Source organism: Ectopseudomonas guguanensis, assembly GCF_900104265.1.
GTDB classification, from domain to species: Bacteria; Pseudomonadota; Gammaproteobacteria; order Pseudomonadales; family Pseudomonadaceae; genus Aquipseudomonas; species Aquipseudomonas guguanensis.
The window spans coordinates 109078-126175 of record NZ_FNJJ01000013.1; the positions used below are offsets into that span (position 1 = coordinate 109078).

18 protein-coding genes and 1 tRNA gene are annotated in these 17098 nt (G+C 63.4%); 3 read left to right on the plus strand and 16 right to left on the minus strand.

The features are described 5' to 3' along the window. Positions 1-82: 82 nt before the first annotated feature. The 11 genes from nirD to BLS61_RS18575 form a co-directional block, all read right to left on the minus strand. Positions 83-400: a nitrite reductase small subunit NirD gene (gene nirD / locus BLS61_RS18530; RefSeq protein ID WP_090433335.1), complete on the minus strand. Its 318-nt coding sequence runs from the start codon at positions 398-400 to the stop codon at positions 83-85. Next, a complete protein-coding gene (gene nirB, locus BLS61_RS18535) occupies positions 397-2853 on the minus strand; it encodes a nitrite reductase large subunit NirB (RefSeq protein WP_090433471.1) in 2457 nt (818 codons plus the stop codon). Before nirB ends, nirD begins: the two co-directional genes overlap by 4 nt. A gap of 282 nt (positions 2854-3135) precedes the next feature. After that, positions 3136-4800: a bifunctional protein-serine/threonine kinase/phosphatase gene (locus BLS61_RS18540; protein WP_090433338.1), complete on the minus strand. Its 1665-nt coding sequence runs from the start codon at positions 4798-4800 to the stop codon at positions 3136-3138. 131 nt (positions 4801-4931) lie between these two features. Next, positions 4932-6143, minus strand: a complete 1212-nt coding sequence (locus BLS61_RS18545; RefSeq protein WP_090433341.1) for a nitrate/nitrite transporter — start codon at positions 6141-6143, stop codon at positions 4932-4934. Positions 6144-6565: 422 nt separating this feature from the next. Next, the gene (locus BLS61_RS23695) at positions 6566-6721 is read right to left on the minus strand and encodes a hypothetical protein (protein ID WP_167358755.1); all 156 of its coding nucleotides are present in this window, start codon (positions 6719-6721) and stop codon (positions 6566-6568) included. Positions 6722-7002: 281 nt separating this feature from the next. Continuing rightward, entirely contained in the window at positions 7003-7446 is a 444-nt protein-coding gene (locus BLS61_RS18550; protein ID WP_003240052.1) for a thioesterase family protein, read from the minus strand. Positions 7447-7494: 48 nt separating this feature from the next. Continuing rightward, positions 7495-8184: a polysaccharide lyase family 7 protein gene (locus BLS61_RS18555; protein ID WP_090433342.1), complete on the minus strand. Its 690-nt coding sequence runs from the start codon at positions 8182-8184 to the stop codon at positions 7495-7497. Positions 8185-8281: 97 nt separating this feature from the next. Continuing rightward, positions 8282-9073, minus strand: coding sequence for an ABC transporter ATP-binding protein (locus BLS61_RS18560; RefSeq protein ID WP_090433344.1), 792 nt, complete (start codon positions 9071-9073; stop codon positions 8282-8284). 182 nt (positions 9074-9255) lie between these two features. Next, entirely contained in the window at positions 9256-10107 is an 852-nt protein-coding gene (ntrB, locus tag BLS61_RS18565) for a nitrate ABC transporter permease (RefSeq protein ID WP_090433346.1), read from the minus strand. A gap of 12 nt (positions 10108-10119) precedes the next feature. Beyond that, complete coding sequence (locus tag BLS61_RS18570) at positions 10120-11403, minus strand: CmpA/NrtA family ABC transporter substrate-binding protein (RefSeq protein WP_090433348.1); 1284 nt, start codon at positions 11401-11403, stop codon at positions 10120-10122. 386 nt (positions 11404-11789) lie between these two features. Continuing rightward, positions 11790-12104 carry a hypothetical protein gene (locus BLS61_RS18575; RefSeq protein ID WP_012018520.1) on the minus strand — a complete coding sequence of 105 codons (315 nt, stop codon included), beginning with the start codon at positions 12102-12104 and terminating at the stop codon, positions 11790-11792. A 147-nt stretch (positions 12105-12251) separates the two neighbouring features. Here BLS61_RS18575 and BLS61_RS18580 point away from each other — a divergent pair, with 147 nt between their 5' ends. Continuing rightward, positions 12252-12644, plus strand: a complete 393-nt coding sequence (locus BLS61_RS18580; protein WP_003240067.1) for a hypothetical protein — start codon at positions 12252-12254, stop codon at positions 12642-12644. A 98-nt stretch (positions 12645-12742) separates the two neighbouring features. On the opposite strand, the gene BLS61_RS18585 is transcribed toward BLS61_RS18580, so the two are convergent. Beyond that, positions 12743-13432 (minus strand): crotonase/enoyl-CoA hydratase family protein, encoded by a 690-nt coding sequence (locus BLS61_RS18585; RefSeq protein ID WP_003240069.1) that lies wholly within the window; start codon positions 13430-13432, stop codon positions 12743-12745. A 186-nt stretch (positions 13433-13618) separates the two neighbouring features. Between BLS61_RS18585 and BLS61_RS18590 the strand changes: the two genes are divergently transcribed. Next, entirely contained in the window at positions 13619-13837 is a 219-nt protein-coding gene (locus BLS61_RS18590) for a hypothetical protein (RefSeq protein ID WP_090433350.1), read from the plus strand. Positions 13838-13930: 93 nt separating this feature from the next. Further along, positions 13931-14020: transfer RNA gene (locus BLS61_RS18595), tRNA-Ser, on the plus strand. Positions 14021-14116: 96 nt separating this feature from the next. Here BLS61_RS18595 and BLS61_RS18600 read toward each other — a convergent pair. The 4 genes from BLS61_RS18600 to BLS61_RS18615 all read right to left on the minus strand — a co-directional run bounded on the left by BLS61_RS18600 (position 14117) and on the right by BLS61_RS18615 (position 17011). Continuing rightward, complete coding sequence (locus tag BLS61_RS18600) at positions 14117-14380, minus strand: Txe/YoeB family addiction module toxin (protein ID WP_074678285.1); 264 nt, start codon at positions 14378-14380, stop codon at positions 14117-14119. Then, positions 14377-14619, minus strand: a complete 243-nt coding sequence (locus BLS61_RS18605; protein WP_074678909.1) for a type II toxin-antitoxin system Phd/YefM family antitoxin — start codon at positions 14617-14619, stop codon at positions 14377-14379. Before BLS61_RS18605 ends, BLS61_RS18600 begins: the two co-directional genes overlap by 4 nt. A gap of 52 nt (positions 14620-14671) precedes the next feature. Further along, on the minus strand, positions 14672-15664 hold the full coding sequence (locus BLS61_RS18610; RefSeq protein WP_090433473.1) for a phage integrase: 993 nt from the start codon (positions 15662-15664) through the stop codon (positions 14672-14674). A gap of 69 nt (positions 15665-15733) precedes the next feature. Next, positions 15734-17011: a hypothetical protein gene (locus BLS61_RS18615; protein ID WP_090433353.1), complete on the minus strand. Its 1278-nt coding sequence runs from the start codon at positions 17009-17011 to the stop codon at positions 15734-15736. Between the last annotated feature and the right edge of the window lie 87 nt (positions 17012-17098).

Consider the following 17098-nt stretch of genomic DNA (forward strand, 5'->3'; position numbering starts at 1 on the left):
GTTCCTGCAAGGCGCGGGGAAGTTCTGGTGGGAGGGGCTTCAGCCGCGACCGTCGCCGCTGAAGCGCCTCCCACGAGGCGGGCTAGTTGCGTTGCGCGAATGCCAGCAACACGCGGCCGCTCTCCACCTTGGCATGGTGCCGGTGGGCACAACCGACATCCGGCGCCACGGCCTCGCCGGACTCCAGCTCGATCTGCCAGTTGTGCAGCGGGCAGGCCACGCGCTTGCCGTAGATCAAGCCCTGGGACAGCGGGCCGCCCTTGTGCGGGCAGCGGTCATCCAGCGCGAAGACCTCGTCGGCGGCGGTACGGAAGATGGCGATATCGCCCTTGGGACCGCTGACGATGCGCGAGCCGAGCACGTTGATTTCGTCCAGGGCGCAGATATCCAGCCAGTTCATACGGTGGCCTCCTCGATTTGCACCACCTTGATGGTGTCGAACTCTTTCTTCAGTTGCGGCGTCTCGATGCGCTCCTTCCACGGGTCCTGCTCGAACGACAGGGCGTAGTGCAGGCGCGCGGCCAGGGCCTTGCGGTTGGCTTCGTCTTCCAGCACCGCCTTCTTGATGTGCTCCATGCCGACGCGCTGCATGTAGTGCACGGTGCGCTCCAGGTAGAAGGCCTCCTCGCGGTACAGCTGGAGGAAGGCGGCGTTGTATTCGCGCACTTCCTCGGCGGTCTTCACCTTGACGAAGAACTCGGCCACCTCGGTCTTGATCCCGCCGTTGCCGCCGATGTACATCTCGAAACCGGAGTCCACGCCGATGATGCCGACGTCCTTGATGCCGGCCTCGGCGCAGTTGCGCGGGCAGCCGGAGACCGCCAGCTTGACCTTGTGCGGCGACCACATGTTGAACAGGTCGTGCTCCAGGTCGATGCCCAGCTGGGTGGAGTTCTGCGTGCCGAAGCGGCAGAACTCGCTGCCGACACAGGTCTTCACGGTGCGGATGGACTTGCCATAGGCATGGCCTGAGGGCATGTCCAAGTCCTTCCACACGGCCGGCAGATCGTCCTTCTTGATACCCAGCAGGTCGATGCGCTGGCCGCCGGTGACCTTGACCATGGGCACGTTGTACTTGTCGGCGACGTCGGCGATGCGGCGCAGCTCGGACGGGTTGGTCACGCCGCCCCACATGCGCGGCACCACCGAGTAGGTGCCGTCCTTCTGGATATTGGCGTGGGCGCGTTCGTTGATCAGGCGCGACTGCGGGTCGTCCTTGGCCTCGCCCGGCCAGGTGGAGATCAGGTAGTAGTTCAGCGCCGGGCGGCAGGTGGCGCAGCCGTTGGGCGTGCTCCAGTTGAGGAACTCCATGGTCTGCGCCATGGAGGTCAGATGCTGCTCGCGGATCGCCTTGCGGATCTGCCCGTGGTTGAGCTCGGAGCAGCCGCAGATGGCCTTCTCGCTCTTGGGCTTGACGTCGGCGGCGCCGCCGACGGTGCTGATCAGGATCTGCTCGACCAGGCCGGCGCAGGAGCCGCAGGAACTGGCGGCCTTGGTGTGCTTCTTGACCTCGTCGACCGAGAACAGGCCGTTCTCCTGAATCGCCTTGACGATGGTGCCCTTGCACACGCCGTTGCAGCCGCAGATCTCCATGCTGTCGGGCATGTTGGCGGTCTTGTCGGCGCCCTGGTGGCCGACGTCGCCAATGGCGCCTTCGCCGAACATCAGGTGGTCGCGAATCTCGCTGACGTTGTGGTTCTCGCGGATCTGGCGGAAGTACCAGCCGCCGTCGGCGGTATCGCCGTACAGGCAGGCGCCGACCAACACGTCGTCCTTGATCACCAGCTTCTTGTAAACGCCGCCGATGGGGTCGGACAGCGTTATCGTTTCCGTTCCCTCGCCGCCCATAAATTCGCCGGCGGAGAACAGGTCGATGCCGGTGACCTTGAGCTTGGTCGAGGTCACCGAGCCCTGATAGCGGGAGAAACCGAGCTGGGCCAGGTGATTGGCGCAGACCTTGGCCTGCTCGAACAGCGGTGCCACCAGGCCGTAGGCGATGCCGCGGTGGCTGGCGCACTCGCCGATGGCGTAGACGCGCGGGTCGAAGGTCTGCATGGTGTCGTTGACCAGGATGCCGCGGTTGCAGGCGATGCCGGCGCTCTCGGCCAGTTCGGTGTTGGGACGGATACCGGCGGCCATCACCACCAGGTCGGCGGGAATCACCTCGCCGTCCTTGAACTTCACCGCGCAGACGCGGCCCTCGCCGTTGTCCAGCAACTCGGCGGTGTGCTTGGGCAGGAGGAACTTCAGGCCGCGGTCTTCCAGGGACTTCTGCAGCAGCTCGCCGGCGGTGCGATCCAGCTGGCGCTCCAGCAGCCAGTCGCCGATATGCACCACGGTGACGTCCATGCCGCGCAGCTTGAGGCCGTTGGCCGCCTCCAGGCCGAGCAGGCCGCCGCCGATGACCACCGCGTGCCTGTGGGTCTTGGCGGTTTCCATCATGGTCTGGGTGTCGGCGATATCGCGGTAGCCGATCACCCCCTGCAGGTCCTTGCCCGGAATCGGCAGGATGAAGGGGTTGGAGCCGGTGGCGATGAGCAGGCGGTCGTACTCGGCCTCGCTGCCGTCGTCGGCAATCACCAGGCGCTTCTTGCGATCGATCTTGACCACCTTGCGCCCGAGCAGCAGTTTGATGCCGTTATCGGCGTACCAGTTGAGATCGTTGAGTACGATCTCCTCGAAGGTCTGCTCGCCGGCCAGTACCGGCGAGAGGAGGATGCGGTTGTAGTTGGGGTGCGGCTCGGCGCCGAACACGGTGATGTCGTAGAGATCGGGGGCGAGCTTGAGCAGCTCCTCGAGGGTGCGCACACCCGCCATGCCGTTGCCGATCATCACCAGCTTGAGTTTTTGCATGCCGGCCATCTCCTGAAAAATCACGGTAGAAAAGAAAAAACAAAAAAGGCGTCCCGCTAGTCACCTAGCGAGGACGCCTTTGTCCAGGTCCCGTTCTATCGGGAAGTGCAGCCTTCTTCGTTGAAGGTCGCGCTTTATGTGTTTGCTGCCAGTAACAATGCAGTGCCTGTGCCAACTTTCTCGAAGCTCGGTTTTCCCGGCTTTTCAGCGACTTGGCGTGTCTGCCGGACGGGGCTTGTGCACCTTTGCGAGGCGTTTTGCGCTGCTTTGGTGCGGCTCGGGCTATTTAAGCAGCAACACGGCCAACAGCAGGTTGAGCAGCAGCGACACCAGCGCCACGCTGCGCCAGACCAAAAGCGGCTCGCGTTCCAGCAGCGGTCGTGGGTGGTTATTCAGGGATTGGCGCTCGCCGCTTTCCAGGGCCAGTAGCCATTCCTCGGCGGTTTCGAAGCGCTGCGCCGGGGTGGCGGCTACCGCGCGGTTCAGTACCTCGTCGAGCCAGGCCGGCAGGTCCGGGCGATAGCGGCTGGCCGGGGTCGGCTGGCCGAAGCGCGGGTGCTGGAAGGCCTCGACCTCGCCATAGGGATAGTGACCGGTTAGCAGGTGATAGAGGGTCACGCCAGCGGCGTAGAGATCCTGCTGCGCGCTGGGCGGGCTGCCGGCGAAGGCTTCCGGGGCGATATAGCTGGGGGTGCCGGGCAGGGCATGCGCCTCGTCGCGGGTCAGGCCCGGGCAGTAGGCCAGGCCGAAGTCGAGCACGCGCAGTTCGCCGTCGTCGCCGAGCAGGAGGTTCTCCGGCTTGATGTCGCGGTGGATGATATTGCGTCGGTGCAGCAGGCCGAGGGCCTTGATCAGCCGCGGCGCCAGGTCCTGCCAGTCGGCCAGGCTCAGCGGGCCGGCCTGCTGCAGGCGTGCGGCCAGGGTCTGGCCAGCGTACTCGCGCTGCACGTAATACAGGTGCTGGCGCTGCGGCAGGGCGTGCAGCTCGGGAAAGTGGCGGCCGGCGACGCGACGCAGGAACCATTCCTCCTGCAGTAGCGCCGGGCCGGCCTGCTCTTCACCGGCGCGACTGGGCGGCAGGGTCTTGAGCAGCCAGGGCTGGTTGTCCGCGTCGCGCACCCGGTAGATCAGCGACTGGCGCGATTCGCCGAGCAAGCTTTCGACCTGCCAGCCCTCGAACTCCTGGCCGTCGCGCAGACGCGGCGGCAGCGGCCAGTGCTCGAGCTGGGCCAGGGTGTCGGCCAGCGCGGCTTCCGGGAGCTGCTCGACCTGCACCAGCAGGGCGCTGGCGTTGTCCTGGCTGCCGGCACGGTGCGCCTCGTCGACCAGCGCCTGGCAGATCGCCTGGGCATCGTCGCCCTGTAGCAACTCGCCGATGCGCTTGTCGCTGAGGCTGGCCCAGACGCCATCGCTGACCAGCAGGACACTGTCGCCGGCCTGCAGCTCGCCGTCGCGGTAGTCCACCACTAGGTGCTGGTCCAGGCCCATGGCGCGCTTGAGCACGTGCTGCATGCCCGGCTGTTCCCAGACATGGTCCTCGGTCAGGCGCAGCAGCTGGCCGTCACGCCACAGGTAGGCACGGCTGTCGCCGATATGCGCCAGGGTATAGCGGCGGCCGCGCAGCACCAGGGCGGTGAGGGTGGTCAGCAGCGGCTGGCCGCCGCCGTTAGCCTGCAGCCAGCGGTTATGCGCGGTGAGCAGACGGTCCAGGCTGTGCTGCACCGGCCAGGTTTCCGGCGTGGAGTAGTAATCCAGGGCCAGCGCCTGCAAGGTGGCGCGCGCGGCCAGGCCGCCGTCGGCGCACTGGCTGACGCCATCGGCCAGACCCAGCAGGTAGCCCTTGCTGGCGGCCAGGGCCGGCGCTGGAGTTACCACCCGCAGGGCGTCCTGGTTCTCGCTGCGCGGGCCGATGGCGCTGGTTTCGCCGATGCTCAGTTGCAGGGGCATGGGACGGTTTCCGCAGATCGTTGATTTGCCTCGGTGCTTCGGGTCGTAGGGTGCGCCGTGCGCACCAGGTTCGACGATAGAACGCTGGTGCGCATGGTGCACCCTACGGTGGAGAATCGCCCAAGGTTCGCTTACACCCGCGCGGCGGTGACCGCGGCGCTGCCCCAGGTGGTGCGCCAGCGCTGCTTGACCCCGTGCAGGCCGATCCAGGCCAGTACGCCGAGGCTGGCGAACAGCCACAGGCCCAGCTGGTAATCGCCGGTGTGCTGCTTGATGGTGCCTAGGCCGGCGGCGAGGAAGAAGCCGCCGATACCGCCGGCCATGCCGATCAGCCCGGTCATCACGCCGATTTCCCTGCGAAAGCGCTGCGGTACCAGTTGGAACACCGCGCCGTTACCGGCGCCGAGGCCGAGCATGGCGGCGACGAACAGGGCCAGGGCGGCGGTCGAGCTGGGCAGGTTGAAGCCCACCACAGCGATGCACAGCGAGGCGATGGTGTACATCATCAGCAGCGTGCGAATACCGCCGATGCGGTCGGCCAGGGCGCCGCCGAGCGGACGCAGCAGGCTGCCGGCGCAGACGCAGGCCGCGGTGTAGTAGCCGGCGGTCACCGGGTTCAGCCCGTACTGGTCGCTGAAGTAGCCGGGCAGGGCGCTGGCCAGGCCGATGAAGCCGCCGAAGGTGACGCTGTAGAAGAACATGAACCACCAGCTGTCGCGGTCTCCGAGGGCCTTGAGGTAGTCGCCGAAGGCTTTGGGTTTGGGCCGCTCCGGCGCGTTCCTGGCCACCAGGGCGAAGATCACCAGGGTCGCCAGCAGCGGGATCAGCGCCCAGCCGAACACGTTCTGCCAGCCGGACAGCGCCGCCAGGCCTGGGGCGAACAGCGCCGCCAGCACGGTGCCGGAGTTGCCGGCGCCGGCGATGCCCATGGCCTTGCCCTGATGCTGCGGTGGGTACCACTGCGAAGCCAGCGGCAGGGCCACGGCGAAGGCGGCGCCGGCGAAGCCGAGGAACAGGCCGAGCAGCAGCGCCTGCTCGTAGCTGCCGATGCCGATCTGCCAGGCGCAGAACAGCGCGACGATCACCACCACCTGGCCGAGCAGGCCGGCGGTCTTCGGTGACAGGCGGTCGCAGAGAAAGCCCATCAGCAGGCGCAGCACGGCTCCGGCAAGGATCGGCGTGGCCACCATCAGGCCGCGTTGCTGGGCGTTGAGTTCGAGGTCGGTAGCGATCTGCACTGCCAGCGGGCCGAGCAGGTACCAGACCATGAAGCTCAGGTCGAAATAGAGGAAGGCGGCGAACAGGGTGGGGGCGTGGCCGGCTTTCCAGAAACTTGTATTCATCGATCACCTCATCAGCGAGAAGGAGCCCGGCCTGGCGCGGCGAACCGTGGTCGTGGACACGGCGGCCGCGCCTGCCGGGGAGGCCGTGCACTTGTGGTGCAGGGCCCTGCGGCCGAGGCCACAGCAGGGTTGAACGATTGCAGTGCAGGCTCGGATCGCGACGCCTGCGCCGGCCCCGGACGCTGGGGCGAACACGAAAAAAAACGCCGCTTCACCGCAGGCCATGAAGGCCGGGTGAGGCGACGTCTTTGTCGTGAGGGAGGTGGCCGCCGTTGGCTACCTGGTATCAGGGACTAAGCAAGTGCCGGGCCAACCGATCGAAGGCCCTGATAGGGGGCGTTGCGGCATTTCGGCGAGCGCAGGGCTGCCGCAAAACGAGGCGTTTGCGCCGTCAATGCACCCGAACGGGGCGGGTGCTTCGCTCAGCTATGCGACGAGCTGAGTGCAGTTCGTGCTTCGATGCTGGCCAGTTGAGCGATGCTGGTTGCGTGAGTCGGTAGCGGCAGGGTCAGCAGGGCGATTGCCAGCAGATTGCTCAGCAGCCCAGCCTGACGGGCACGGCGGTAGGTGTCGGTCATCCTCGATCCCCCTTTTTCTGTTCTGACCTAGCAGGCTGTTGAAAAACTACCTGCGTTGCCATTGCTGCGTTAAAAACAGGCTCAAAATGCTCATTTACAACTCGTAAACTCCGCTTTTTCGCCTGTTTTTGCCTTGCACTGGCTGCCTCGCCTACGTTTTTCAACGGCCTTCTAGGCGTAGCAGACGATTGGCGATGTGTCACGGTGCTTGCAGCAATAACTGTGCAAGTTCCTGCCAGGGCCTGCTTCGTCAGCGTGCGCCTGGCGCATGAGGAACCCGCTCAGTCGAGCCGATTGACCTTGGGGAACTTGGCACTGAAGGCGTCCGGCATCGGCACCACCTTCGACTGGCGGTAATCGAAGAACACGAAGCCGGACTTGGCCATGGCCACCAGTGTGCCGTCGGCCGGGCGGGTGATGCGGAAGGTGATATCGCCGCCATAGCGGTTGAAGTCCATCACCCCGACTTCGAACAGCAACTGGTCGCGGGCATGGGCTTCGGCTCGGTAGGTGGTGGCCAGATCGGTGACGATGATGCCGGTGCCGTCCTCGTCGGTCTCGCGAATGCCGAACTCGTAGAGAAAGCGCGCCCTGGCTTCGGAGATCATCGAAATCATCGAGTCGTTACCCAGGTGGTTGGCACCGTTGATGTCGGTGACCCGCACGGTGAGCTGGGTGCTGTAGCAGTACTGGTCTTCGGGAAATTCCAGGGTCAGGCGGGCCATGGTCGAGCCTTCGTCGAGAAAAGCGGCGATTGTATGTCGCCGCGTGCCTTAGCGGTGCGTGCTGTTGAGGTGATAGAAGGTGACCCGGCCGCCTTCTTTGTCCGGGCCGTAGTTGTCCTGAATGTAGGCGCCGGCCTTGAAGTAAAGGTACTGGGTGTTCCAGCGGCTGCTGAGCTGGCGATAGACGGCACCCTCGTCGCCGTCGCTGCTGGCTACGCTGACACCGAGGCGGCCGCTGGGCGTGACGCGCAGGTCGTAACCGAAGCGTTCGCCGAGTTGCACGTTGTCGGCCAGCAGTATGTTCTGCACTTCGCTATCACCGGGACGGGGGCGCAGTAACAGTTCCACTCGCCCGACGCCGCGGCGATAGTGGTACTGCACCTTGGCCAGCGGATCGTTCTGGCTGCCCGGCACATCTGTGCTGTGAATCTGACCTATCACCACCTTGTTGCGGCTGGGCACCTGATCCACCTGCAGCACGGCGCTGAGGTAGCTGTCGTTGCTGGCGTGCTGCCAGTTGCTCAGGCTGCCATCGCGCTGGGTTTCGCGCAGTTCGCTGCGGGGGTAGCGGGCGTCTTCGGTGGTCGAGCCGGTGACGGGGACCCAGAACGTCACGCTGCCATCGCCGTTGCGGCGAAAATAGCGGCTCTGGTAGCCGTTGTTCAGACGTTCGGTGGTGATGGTGGTGGGGGTGGGTTCAGTGGGAATCGACAGGTTCCAGGTGGTGAGGTCTAGCACGGTGTTCTCTGCTCGTCGGTTTAAGGCACAGCTTCGTCCGTGAAATACCCCAGAGGTTCCCCGCCCCAGCGCCCGCGCCAGAGCGGTTGTCGTAAACTCAGGCGGCCGGGCGCTGCTGACGCTGGTAGAGGAACTCCAGCACGGCGGTGCGGTAGGCGTGGTACTGCGGGTCGTTGGCCAGCGCCAGGCGGTCGCGCGGGCGCGGCAGCTCGACGGCGAGAATTTCGCCGACGGTGGCCGCCGGGCCGTTGGTCATCATCACGATGCGATCGGACAGCAGCACGGCTTCGTCGACGTCATGGGTGACCATCACCACGGTGCTCTGGGTCTGCCCGACGATGCGCAGCAGCTCGTCCTGCAAGTGCGCGCGGGTCAGGGCATCGAGGGCGCCGAACGGCTCGTCCATCAGCAGCACCTTGGGCTCCATGGCCAGGGCGCGGGCGATGCCGACGCGCTGCTTCATGCCGCCGGAGATCTCGTTGGGGTGCTTGTGCATGGCATGGCTGAGGCCGACCATGTTCAGCGCCTGCTCGGTGCGGGCCTTGAGCTGGGCCTTGCTTTCGCGCGCGCCGAAGACCTTCTCCACGGCCAGATGGACGTTGCCGAAGCAGGTCATCCAGGGCAGCAGGCTGTGGTTCTGGAACACCACGGCGCGCTCCGGGCCGGGCCCGTCGATCTCGCGGCCGTTGCAGATCAGGCCGCCTTCGTTGGCCTCGAGCAGGCCGGCGATCAGGTTGAGCACGGTGGATTTGCCGCAGCCGGAATGGCCGATCAGCGCCACGAACTCGCCGCGGGCGATGCTCAGGCTGACGTCTGCCAGGGCCTGGAAGCGGCCTTTCTTGGTGTCGAAGTGCTTGCTGACGGCGGTCAGCTCCACGAATTTGTCCATCGGAGTTCTCCCGTTATGGCGCTGTGTCCCGGAGTAAATCAGAGACACTTTCATTTAAAACAAAGACTTGGAATCTATTGTTGAACTGCCTTGTAAGCTTGCGTAGCCCGGATGCAATCCGGGGAAACCGAGATCGCACTCCTGATTGCAGCCGGGCTACGGGGTTGGCGAAACGCGCCTCTTCAGCTTGCGTAGTCAAAGCGTTTGGCGATCAGCAGCAGCGTCTGCTCCAGTGCCAGGCCCACCAGGCCGACGATGATGATGGCGATGAGAATGTGCTCGACATTGAGGTTGTTCCACTCATCCCACACCCAGAAACCCAGGCCGATGCCACCGGTGAGCATCTCCGCGGCGACGATCACCAGCCAGGCCACGCCGATGGCCAGGCGGATGCCGGTCATCAGGTGCGGCAGCACGGCGGGAAACAGGATGCGCGTCAGCACCTTGAACTCCGACAGCTTGAGCACGCGGGCCACGTTCAGGTAGTCCTGTGGCACGCTGGCTACGCCGGCGGCGGTGTTGAGGATGATCGGCCAGATCGAGCTGATGAAGATCACCCAGATCGACGCCGGGCCGGCCGCCTCGAACACCAGCAGGCCGATCGGCAGCCAGGCCAGCGGCGAGACCGGGCGCAACAGGCTGATGATCGGCGCCAGCATGCCGGCCAGGAAGGCGAAGCGGCCGATGGCGAAGCCCAGGGGAATGCCCACCAGCGCGGCAAGGCCGAAGCCGACGCCGACGCGGCCAAGCGAGTTGAGGATGTTCCAGCCGATGCCCATGTCATTGGGGCCGTTGTCGTAGAAAGGATCGGCGAACAGCACCAGGGCGGCTTGCCAGGTGCTCAAAGGCCCGGGCAGGCCCTCGCTGTGCTGCGCCAGCAGCGACCAGAAGCCGATGAAGGCGAGGATGCCCAGCAGCGGAGCGATGCCGGCCTTGAACAGCGTGCCGAGGGTTTGCGCGTCGGGTAGCAGCGTCGCGATGCTCGCGTGCTGCTTGGCGACTGGGGGTAATGGCGTTTTCAGGGGCGCATTCATGCTCACCTCCGATCAGGCTTTGATGGCGAAGGAATCGGCGTAGGCGGCCGGGTTGCTGCCGTCCCAGACCACACCGTCGATCAATGTGCTGCTGCGCAGCGGGCTGCTCGGCACGGCCAGTTTCAGCGCGCCGGCGGCCTCGGCGTAGAGCGCGGTCTGGTTGATCTGCGCAGCCACGGCCGCGTAATCCGGTGCGTCCTTGAGCAGGCCCCAGCGCTTGAACTGGGTGAGGAACCACATGCCGTCGGAGTGATAGGGGAAGTTGACGCTGCCGTCCTTGCAGAAGGCCATGGCATGTTCGTCCTTCCAGCTGTTACCCAGACCATCCTCGTACTGGGCGAGGAAGCGTGGCTCGATCACCTGCACCGGGGCGTTGACGTAGGCCTTGCCGGAAATCAGCTTGGCGGTGCTCTTGCGGTTCTCCTCGCTGGCCTCGATGAAGCGGCTGGCGTCGAGAATGGCCATGATCAGCGCGCGCGCCGCGTTGGGATACTGCTCGATGAAGGCGCGGGTGGTGCCGAGCACCTTCTCCGGGTGGTCCGGCCAGATCTGCTGGGTGGTGGTGGCGGTGAAGCCGATCTTGTCGAAGATCGCCCGCGCGCCCCAGGGCTCGCCGACGCAGAAGCCGTCCATGTTGCCGACGCGCATGTTGGCGACCATCTGCGGTGGCGGCACGACGATGGTCTTCACGTCGCTCATGGGGTTGATGCCCAGGCTGCCGAGCCAGTAGTACAGCCACATGGCGTGGGTGCCGGTGGGGAAGGTCTGGGCGAAGGTCAGCGGCGTGCCGCCTTTCTTCACGTGCTCGGCCAGCTGCGCGCCGTTGGTCACACCGGCGTCGCGCAACTGTTTGGAAAGGGTAATGGCCTGGCCGTTCTGGTTCAGGCCCATCAGCACCGCCATGTCCTTCTGCGGGCCGGCCAGGCCGAGCTGGGCGCCGTACATCATGCCGTAGAGCACGTGGGCAGCGTCCAGTTCGCCGGTGTTGAGCTTGTCGCGCACGCCGGCCCAGGAGGCCTCCTTGCTCGGGTTGATGGTCAGGCCGTATTTCTCGCCGAAACCCTGTGTCGCAGCCACCACCACCGAGGCGCAATCGGTCAGGGGAATGAAGCCGACCGTCAGCGCGGCCTTCTCTGGCGCATCGGAGCCGGCGGCCCAGACCGCGCTGCGCAGCGAAGCAGGGGCGGACAGGCCGAGCGCGGCGATACCGCTCACGGCGCCGGCCAGGGCGATGGATTGCTTGAGGAAGTTGCGGCGGCTGGTGTCCAGCGGCTTGTTCGAATCACGATCAGTCATGGGTCTAATCCTTGTCAGGCGCATAAACAAAAACGGCGTACGCCAGGCCACCTCAAATGAGAGGGGGTGACCTGACGGACGCCGTTGTCCGTGATCCTCGGCCCGCCGCCGTTGGCGTGCTACGCAGGATGGTTGACAGGGACTTAGCAAGGGGCTTGCCAGCTTTCATGCAGAACGGCCGAGCAGCGCCATGCGGCGCCTGGCAGGTATAGGCTGGATATAAGCCGGCCAGCAGCTAGCCTTTTTTAATCAAGAAGTTGCGGCTGCTTGTTGAGATCGCTTGGCAACATGCACGGCGAGCGAGCGCGCGGCTCGCCGTGCATGTTTCTGAGCCAATGCCGTGCATGGGCAGGCGACGCTGAGCCTTTTTGGTTCGCCTGGAGGGCTCAGGACGCCGGTTGAACGCGCGCCTCCTCGACGAAATCGCGCAGCCAGCGCAGCACTTCGACGGCTTCCCAGCGGGCCGGATCGAACAGTGCGTAGGCCAGCCCCTGATAGCCGACCACGTCCAGCTGGCGGTGGTAGCCGGCGCGCTGCAGCAGGGCCTCGATCTCGGCGAAACAGGTATTGAAGTGCTGACGATTGAAGGGGGTGCGGCTCTCGGTGACGATGCCCTCGAGCTGCAGCTCCTCGACCATCTCGCGCACCCGCTCCAGCGGCATGCGGTTCACCCGGTGTTTCAACTGCAGTACGTCCAGCATGGTAGCGCTCCTGTGCAAACGGTCATTTACCTGTGATGCCAAGCCTAATCTAAAAATACTGTACAAATAAACAGTATTGAGGAATAGTAAGGCCACTGCAGACCTGTCCGCCCGCAAGACGGGCGCCTTGCGAGAGGAGAATTGGCAATGCAACAGATGCTGATGACGATTGTGCTATCGGTCTTCCTGTACGGCTGCGCTCAGCCCCAGGTCGAGCGACCGCAGGCCAATGGCGCGTACCTGGTAATCGAGGGCGAGCAAGCCTGGGCCGTGCTGGTGTCCGATGGTCGCAGAGTGGAGGAAGCCGGTCGGGTGCTGGATGTGATTCGCCTGCCCAGCCATCACTCCAACATCGCCGCCAGTTACGTGATCGACACCCCCAATTGCGGCAAGCTGCAATGGCTGACCGAGCGACATGGCGCCGCGGAGGGTGAAACCACGCTGCTGCCGGCCGCCTTCAACGAACAACTGGGCAACCCCAACTGCGTATTGAACCAGGGGCTCAGCCGGGCCTGGACGGCGCTGGACTATTCCGGCTGAGCGCAGCGCGCCCCGACATTCGACAGCCGAGACGCGCAAAGAAAAAGCGCCGCGACCTTAACGGAAGCGGCGCTTTTCATTTATGCGTTAGCGCGTGCTTACAGCAGGTGTTGCTTGTCCATCTCGATGGCGGCGTCGAGGGTTTCCAGCAGCGCCTTGCGCACCTTCAGCTTGGTGTTCTTGTGCGCGGTCATGTTGATCTTCTTCATCTGCTGCGCCACTGCCTGAGCGGTGGCCAACAGTTGTTCGGCCGGCACGATCTTGTCGAGGAAGCCGGCATCCACTGCCCCGGCAGGGTCGAACATCTCGCCATTGATCACCGAACGATGGAAGGCCGACTTGCGCAGGCGGTCGCGGGCCAGCTCGATGCCGACATGGTGCATGGTCATGCCGATCTGCACTTCGTTCAGGCCGATGTTGAACGGACCTTCCACGCCGATACGGTAATCGGCGGACAGCAGGATGAATGCCCCCTTGGCCACGGCATGACCCGGGCAGGCGACGATGATCGGGTAGGGGTGAGCGAGCATACGCCGCGCCAGGGTAGAGCCGGCAGCCACCAGGTTGATCGCATTCTGCGGGCCAGAGGTCATCACCTTCAGGTCATAGCCGCCGGAAAGAATGCCTGGCTGACCAGTGATGATGACGATGGCGCGATCCTGCTCCGCACGATCGAGCGCGGCATTGAAGGCAGCGATCACGTCAGGGGAGATGGCATTGACCTTGCCGTTGCTCAGGGTGAGGGTGGCGATGCCGTCCTCGAGTTGGTAGCTGATCAGGTCGCTCATGGCAGTTTTCCTTGTTAGGGCCTTTGGGGCGAATGTGGGCAGAAGGTACTCAGCCGGGCCGCTCTGGTAAAGCGCCGTGGCTGACTGGTGGGTCAGTGTTTTTGCCTATCGCGCCGATGCCGGATGGCAATTGGCGGAACGATGTCGCGCGGCAATAAGGTGTAGCGAACCTAAGGAGAGCTACCCATGAATGTCCTGTACTCCATCCTTTATGTCATCGCCGTGATTGGCCTGTTGCTGGCAGCAGTCCTGTTCAGCGAGAACCAGCTGCTGCGCAGCCCTACGGGCGTCCTTATGCTGTTCGGCGCTGGCCTGTTCGCCTCGCTGGGCTTCCTGTTGTTTGGCCATACGCGCTTCGACGAGCAACCCTCCAGCGAGCAGGACGAAAACCCGCTCCGCTCTTAAGCGCATGAATCCTTTAAAAAAAATTTGCCATCGGGAAAACATTCGACTACATTAGCGCGCCTCGACGGGGTAAACGCCAAAACGTCGAGATCCGGTGAAGTGTCCGAGTGGTTGAAGGAGCACGCCTGGAAAGTGTGTATACGGGAAACCGTATCAAGAGTTCGAATCTCTTCTTCACCGCCACTTTCGCAATACCTAAAGCCCTGAAAGCTGAGAAGTTTTCGGGGCTTTTTGCTTTCTGGCTTTGGGCAGGTGTCGAAGAAGTGTCGAAAGCCCGGTTTACTCGTAGTGCGACCAGAGGCGGAGCACTTTGACGGTCTGTTCATCCTGCAGCACCTGATAGACCAGGCGATGCTGGATGTTGATACGTCTGGAGTAAGCGCCGGCCAGATCCCCGACAAGCTTTTCGTAGGGCGGAGGGTTCTGGAACGGGTTTTCTCGCACGACTTCCAGCAGTGCCTTTGCTTTGTCTTTCAAGCCCGCCGAAGCGAGCTTCTGTGCGTCTTTCTGTGCCTGTTTCGTGTAAACGAGCTGCCAAGTCACCAGTCCAGTTCCTTCGCACATTCATCTACAGGTTCGGCCATGCCTTCCTTGATGGATTCGCGCATGCCAGGAATAGAGAGCAGGTACAGGGTTTCCTGAATGGCGTCCCAATCCTCAGCCGAGAGCAGGACAGCATTTGTCCGCTTGCCAGAGATCAGAATGGGCTGGTGAGATTCGGCGGATTGATCCATCAGCCGATAGAGGTTGGTGCGTGCTTCGCTTGCTGTAAGGGTGCGCATGGAGCAGTTCTCCTGAGTCATGCCGCAAGCGTACGCCAAAACGTACGACATGTTAATGCCCCTCGTCGGTTAGTGGGTTAAGTCGTAATGCGTCCTGCAGGTGATCGGGCGACAGGTGCGCATAGCGCATGGTCATTGCCAGTGACGTATGCCCAAGGATTTTCTGCAGCGTCAGGATATTCCCGCCCCGCATGACGAAGTGACTGGCGAAGGTGTGCCGCAATACGTGCGTGGCCTGGCCGGCCGGGAGCTTGATCGAGGTCTTCTCCAGTACGCGGCTGAAAGTCAGCATGCAATTGGTGAACAGACCGTGTCGTTTGAAGTAGACATGCAGGGCTTTCTCCAGTGCGCTATCGATCGGAATAGACCGGGTCCGCTTCGACTTGGTGTTGGCGAAGGTCACCATGCCGTTTCGCACTCGCTCAGGTGTCAGCGCCTGGGCCTCTCCCCACCGGGCACCCGTACTCAAGCAGACGCGAGCGATCAGGCCAATACCTGGGCTGGTAGTGCGTTCATCCAGGGCATCGAGTAGTTCAGCTATCTGGCAGGTCGAGAGGAAGGAAATAGGGCGTTCCTGTAGGCGTAGCGGACGGACCTTGGCCAGTGGGTTGGGGTAGTCGATATCGCCCAGGCGGTGCAGCTCGTTGAACAAGGCTTTCAGATAGCCGAGCCGGTTGTTGAGCGTCTTGCCCTGGATGCCAGCCTTGAGCAGCGCGTTTCTGGTTTCACAGAAGGCGTTGCCGGTGAGCTTGACCGCGATGGGGTCGCCGAGGTCTTTGGCCAGGTTCTGCAGGGTGCGGAGGATCGCGGCACCATCAGCCAGGGCATGGCCGTGCAGTTCGTGATACCGGATGCAGAGTTCTGAAAGGCGGCGACGGTCTTTCGGCTTGGGCGTCCAGGCGGGCGACTCGATGCAATTGGCCCTGCAGGTCGCTTCGAAGCGCTGAGCCTCACCCTTGGTCTTGAAGGTCTTGCGAAAGCGCCGGCCTTTGATGGGTTCAACGTCGACCTTCCAGCGGCCATCGCTGAGTTGCTCAATTGCCATGATGTCGGCCCCGGCCAAGAGCGTGAACGTCAGCGTGTTTGTCTTGTTTGTGTATTTGGCAAACAAACATCAGACAGCACGCCCCCAACGCACATGCCGTTCTTCAAGGATGCCCTTGATGTGCTTATACAGGCCGTCTTCGTCCATGCCTTTGGCGGCATAGTGGTCGCGGATCACCGGCCAGCACTCCCAATCCTTGAGCCGATAGAAAGCCTTTCTAGCGCCCACTCGCTCCCGTGCCAGCAGGCTGACGAAGTTTCCCAGGAATAGCTCGACGTTCTTGCCGGAGAAGCCCCGCGAGGTCTTGTATTGGCGCTTGTACTCGGTTTCGTCCACCAGGGAATCGACCGGCAGATCCACGCGCACATCGTCACGGATCAGCGTCCAGATGGGTTCGAAGTAGCCAGGGCGAGCCAGCAGCTTGAATTGGCGCAGGCCATAGCGCCACAGGCCGTCTAGGTGCGGAGCAAAGGCAGCGTAGCTGTTGGTTTCGATGGTCTCGCCGCTGTGCAGATCGAACGAGCCGGAGGCGAACTGCTGGATAACCGAGTGGTGGTAACGCAGCTCGACGCGCCACACGTCCTGATCAGGGTTGTAGTTATCCGGGTCGCCTTCATCGAAGCTATCGCGACGTTTCCAGATGCCTTCCCAATAGTCGAGCTTGTCAATGGAGCGGGCCTGTTCGGTCTTGTTGTAGATCCCGAGCTGGACGCCTCCCGCTGAGCCGAACAGGTAGGACTGGCCTTTGCCGTAGGTGGCTGATTCCAGCGTCCACTGGATTTCCTTGATACCGGAGATATCACGGGCAGCACGTGCGCGGCAGTGCATGCGGGCGACCAGATCAGCAGGCGGTTGCCATCCCTGCAGGTCTAGCGCGAGGTGAACGGCGCACTGGTTACGCTCGACGTTGGTCAGGACGTGGCTGGCGTAGTAGTCGAGGCGCTCCTGCAGGCGCTCGGGGCAGAATTGGTCGATAGCGTGGGGCGAGACTTCGATTTTCAGGTGGGGGCCGATGTTCTCGATTTTGGCGTTGAAGTTCTTCACCAGCAGGATGATGCCCAGGTCAGCATTCTGGAGCTTGTACTGGTAACCAGAATCCTTGCTGACGCGACCCGAGTGCCAGCGCTGGCCAGCGAAGTCGACGATGGTCCCTGGCTTGTCGAAGAGACACATGATTTCCGGGCGGATCAGGCCGCGATACAGCTGGCGGACGGTATCGACGCTGCAAGCCAGGATTCGGACGTTGGAAAGGTCAGTTATCCGAGCGGTCATGCTGTCGAAAAACAGCCTACCGGTCGGGGTTTTCTTGAACTCACGATCAACGCGGAGTTGGTCTTTAACTGCCATTTCTAATGCTCCAAATAGTGCCGAATTGACACGTTTAACCTTGGTTTATCTGACGTGCTACAGGGACGTCAGCGGCGTGCGCGCCGC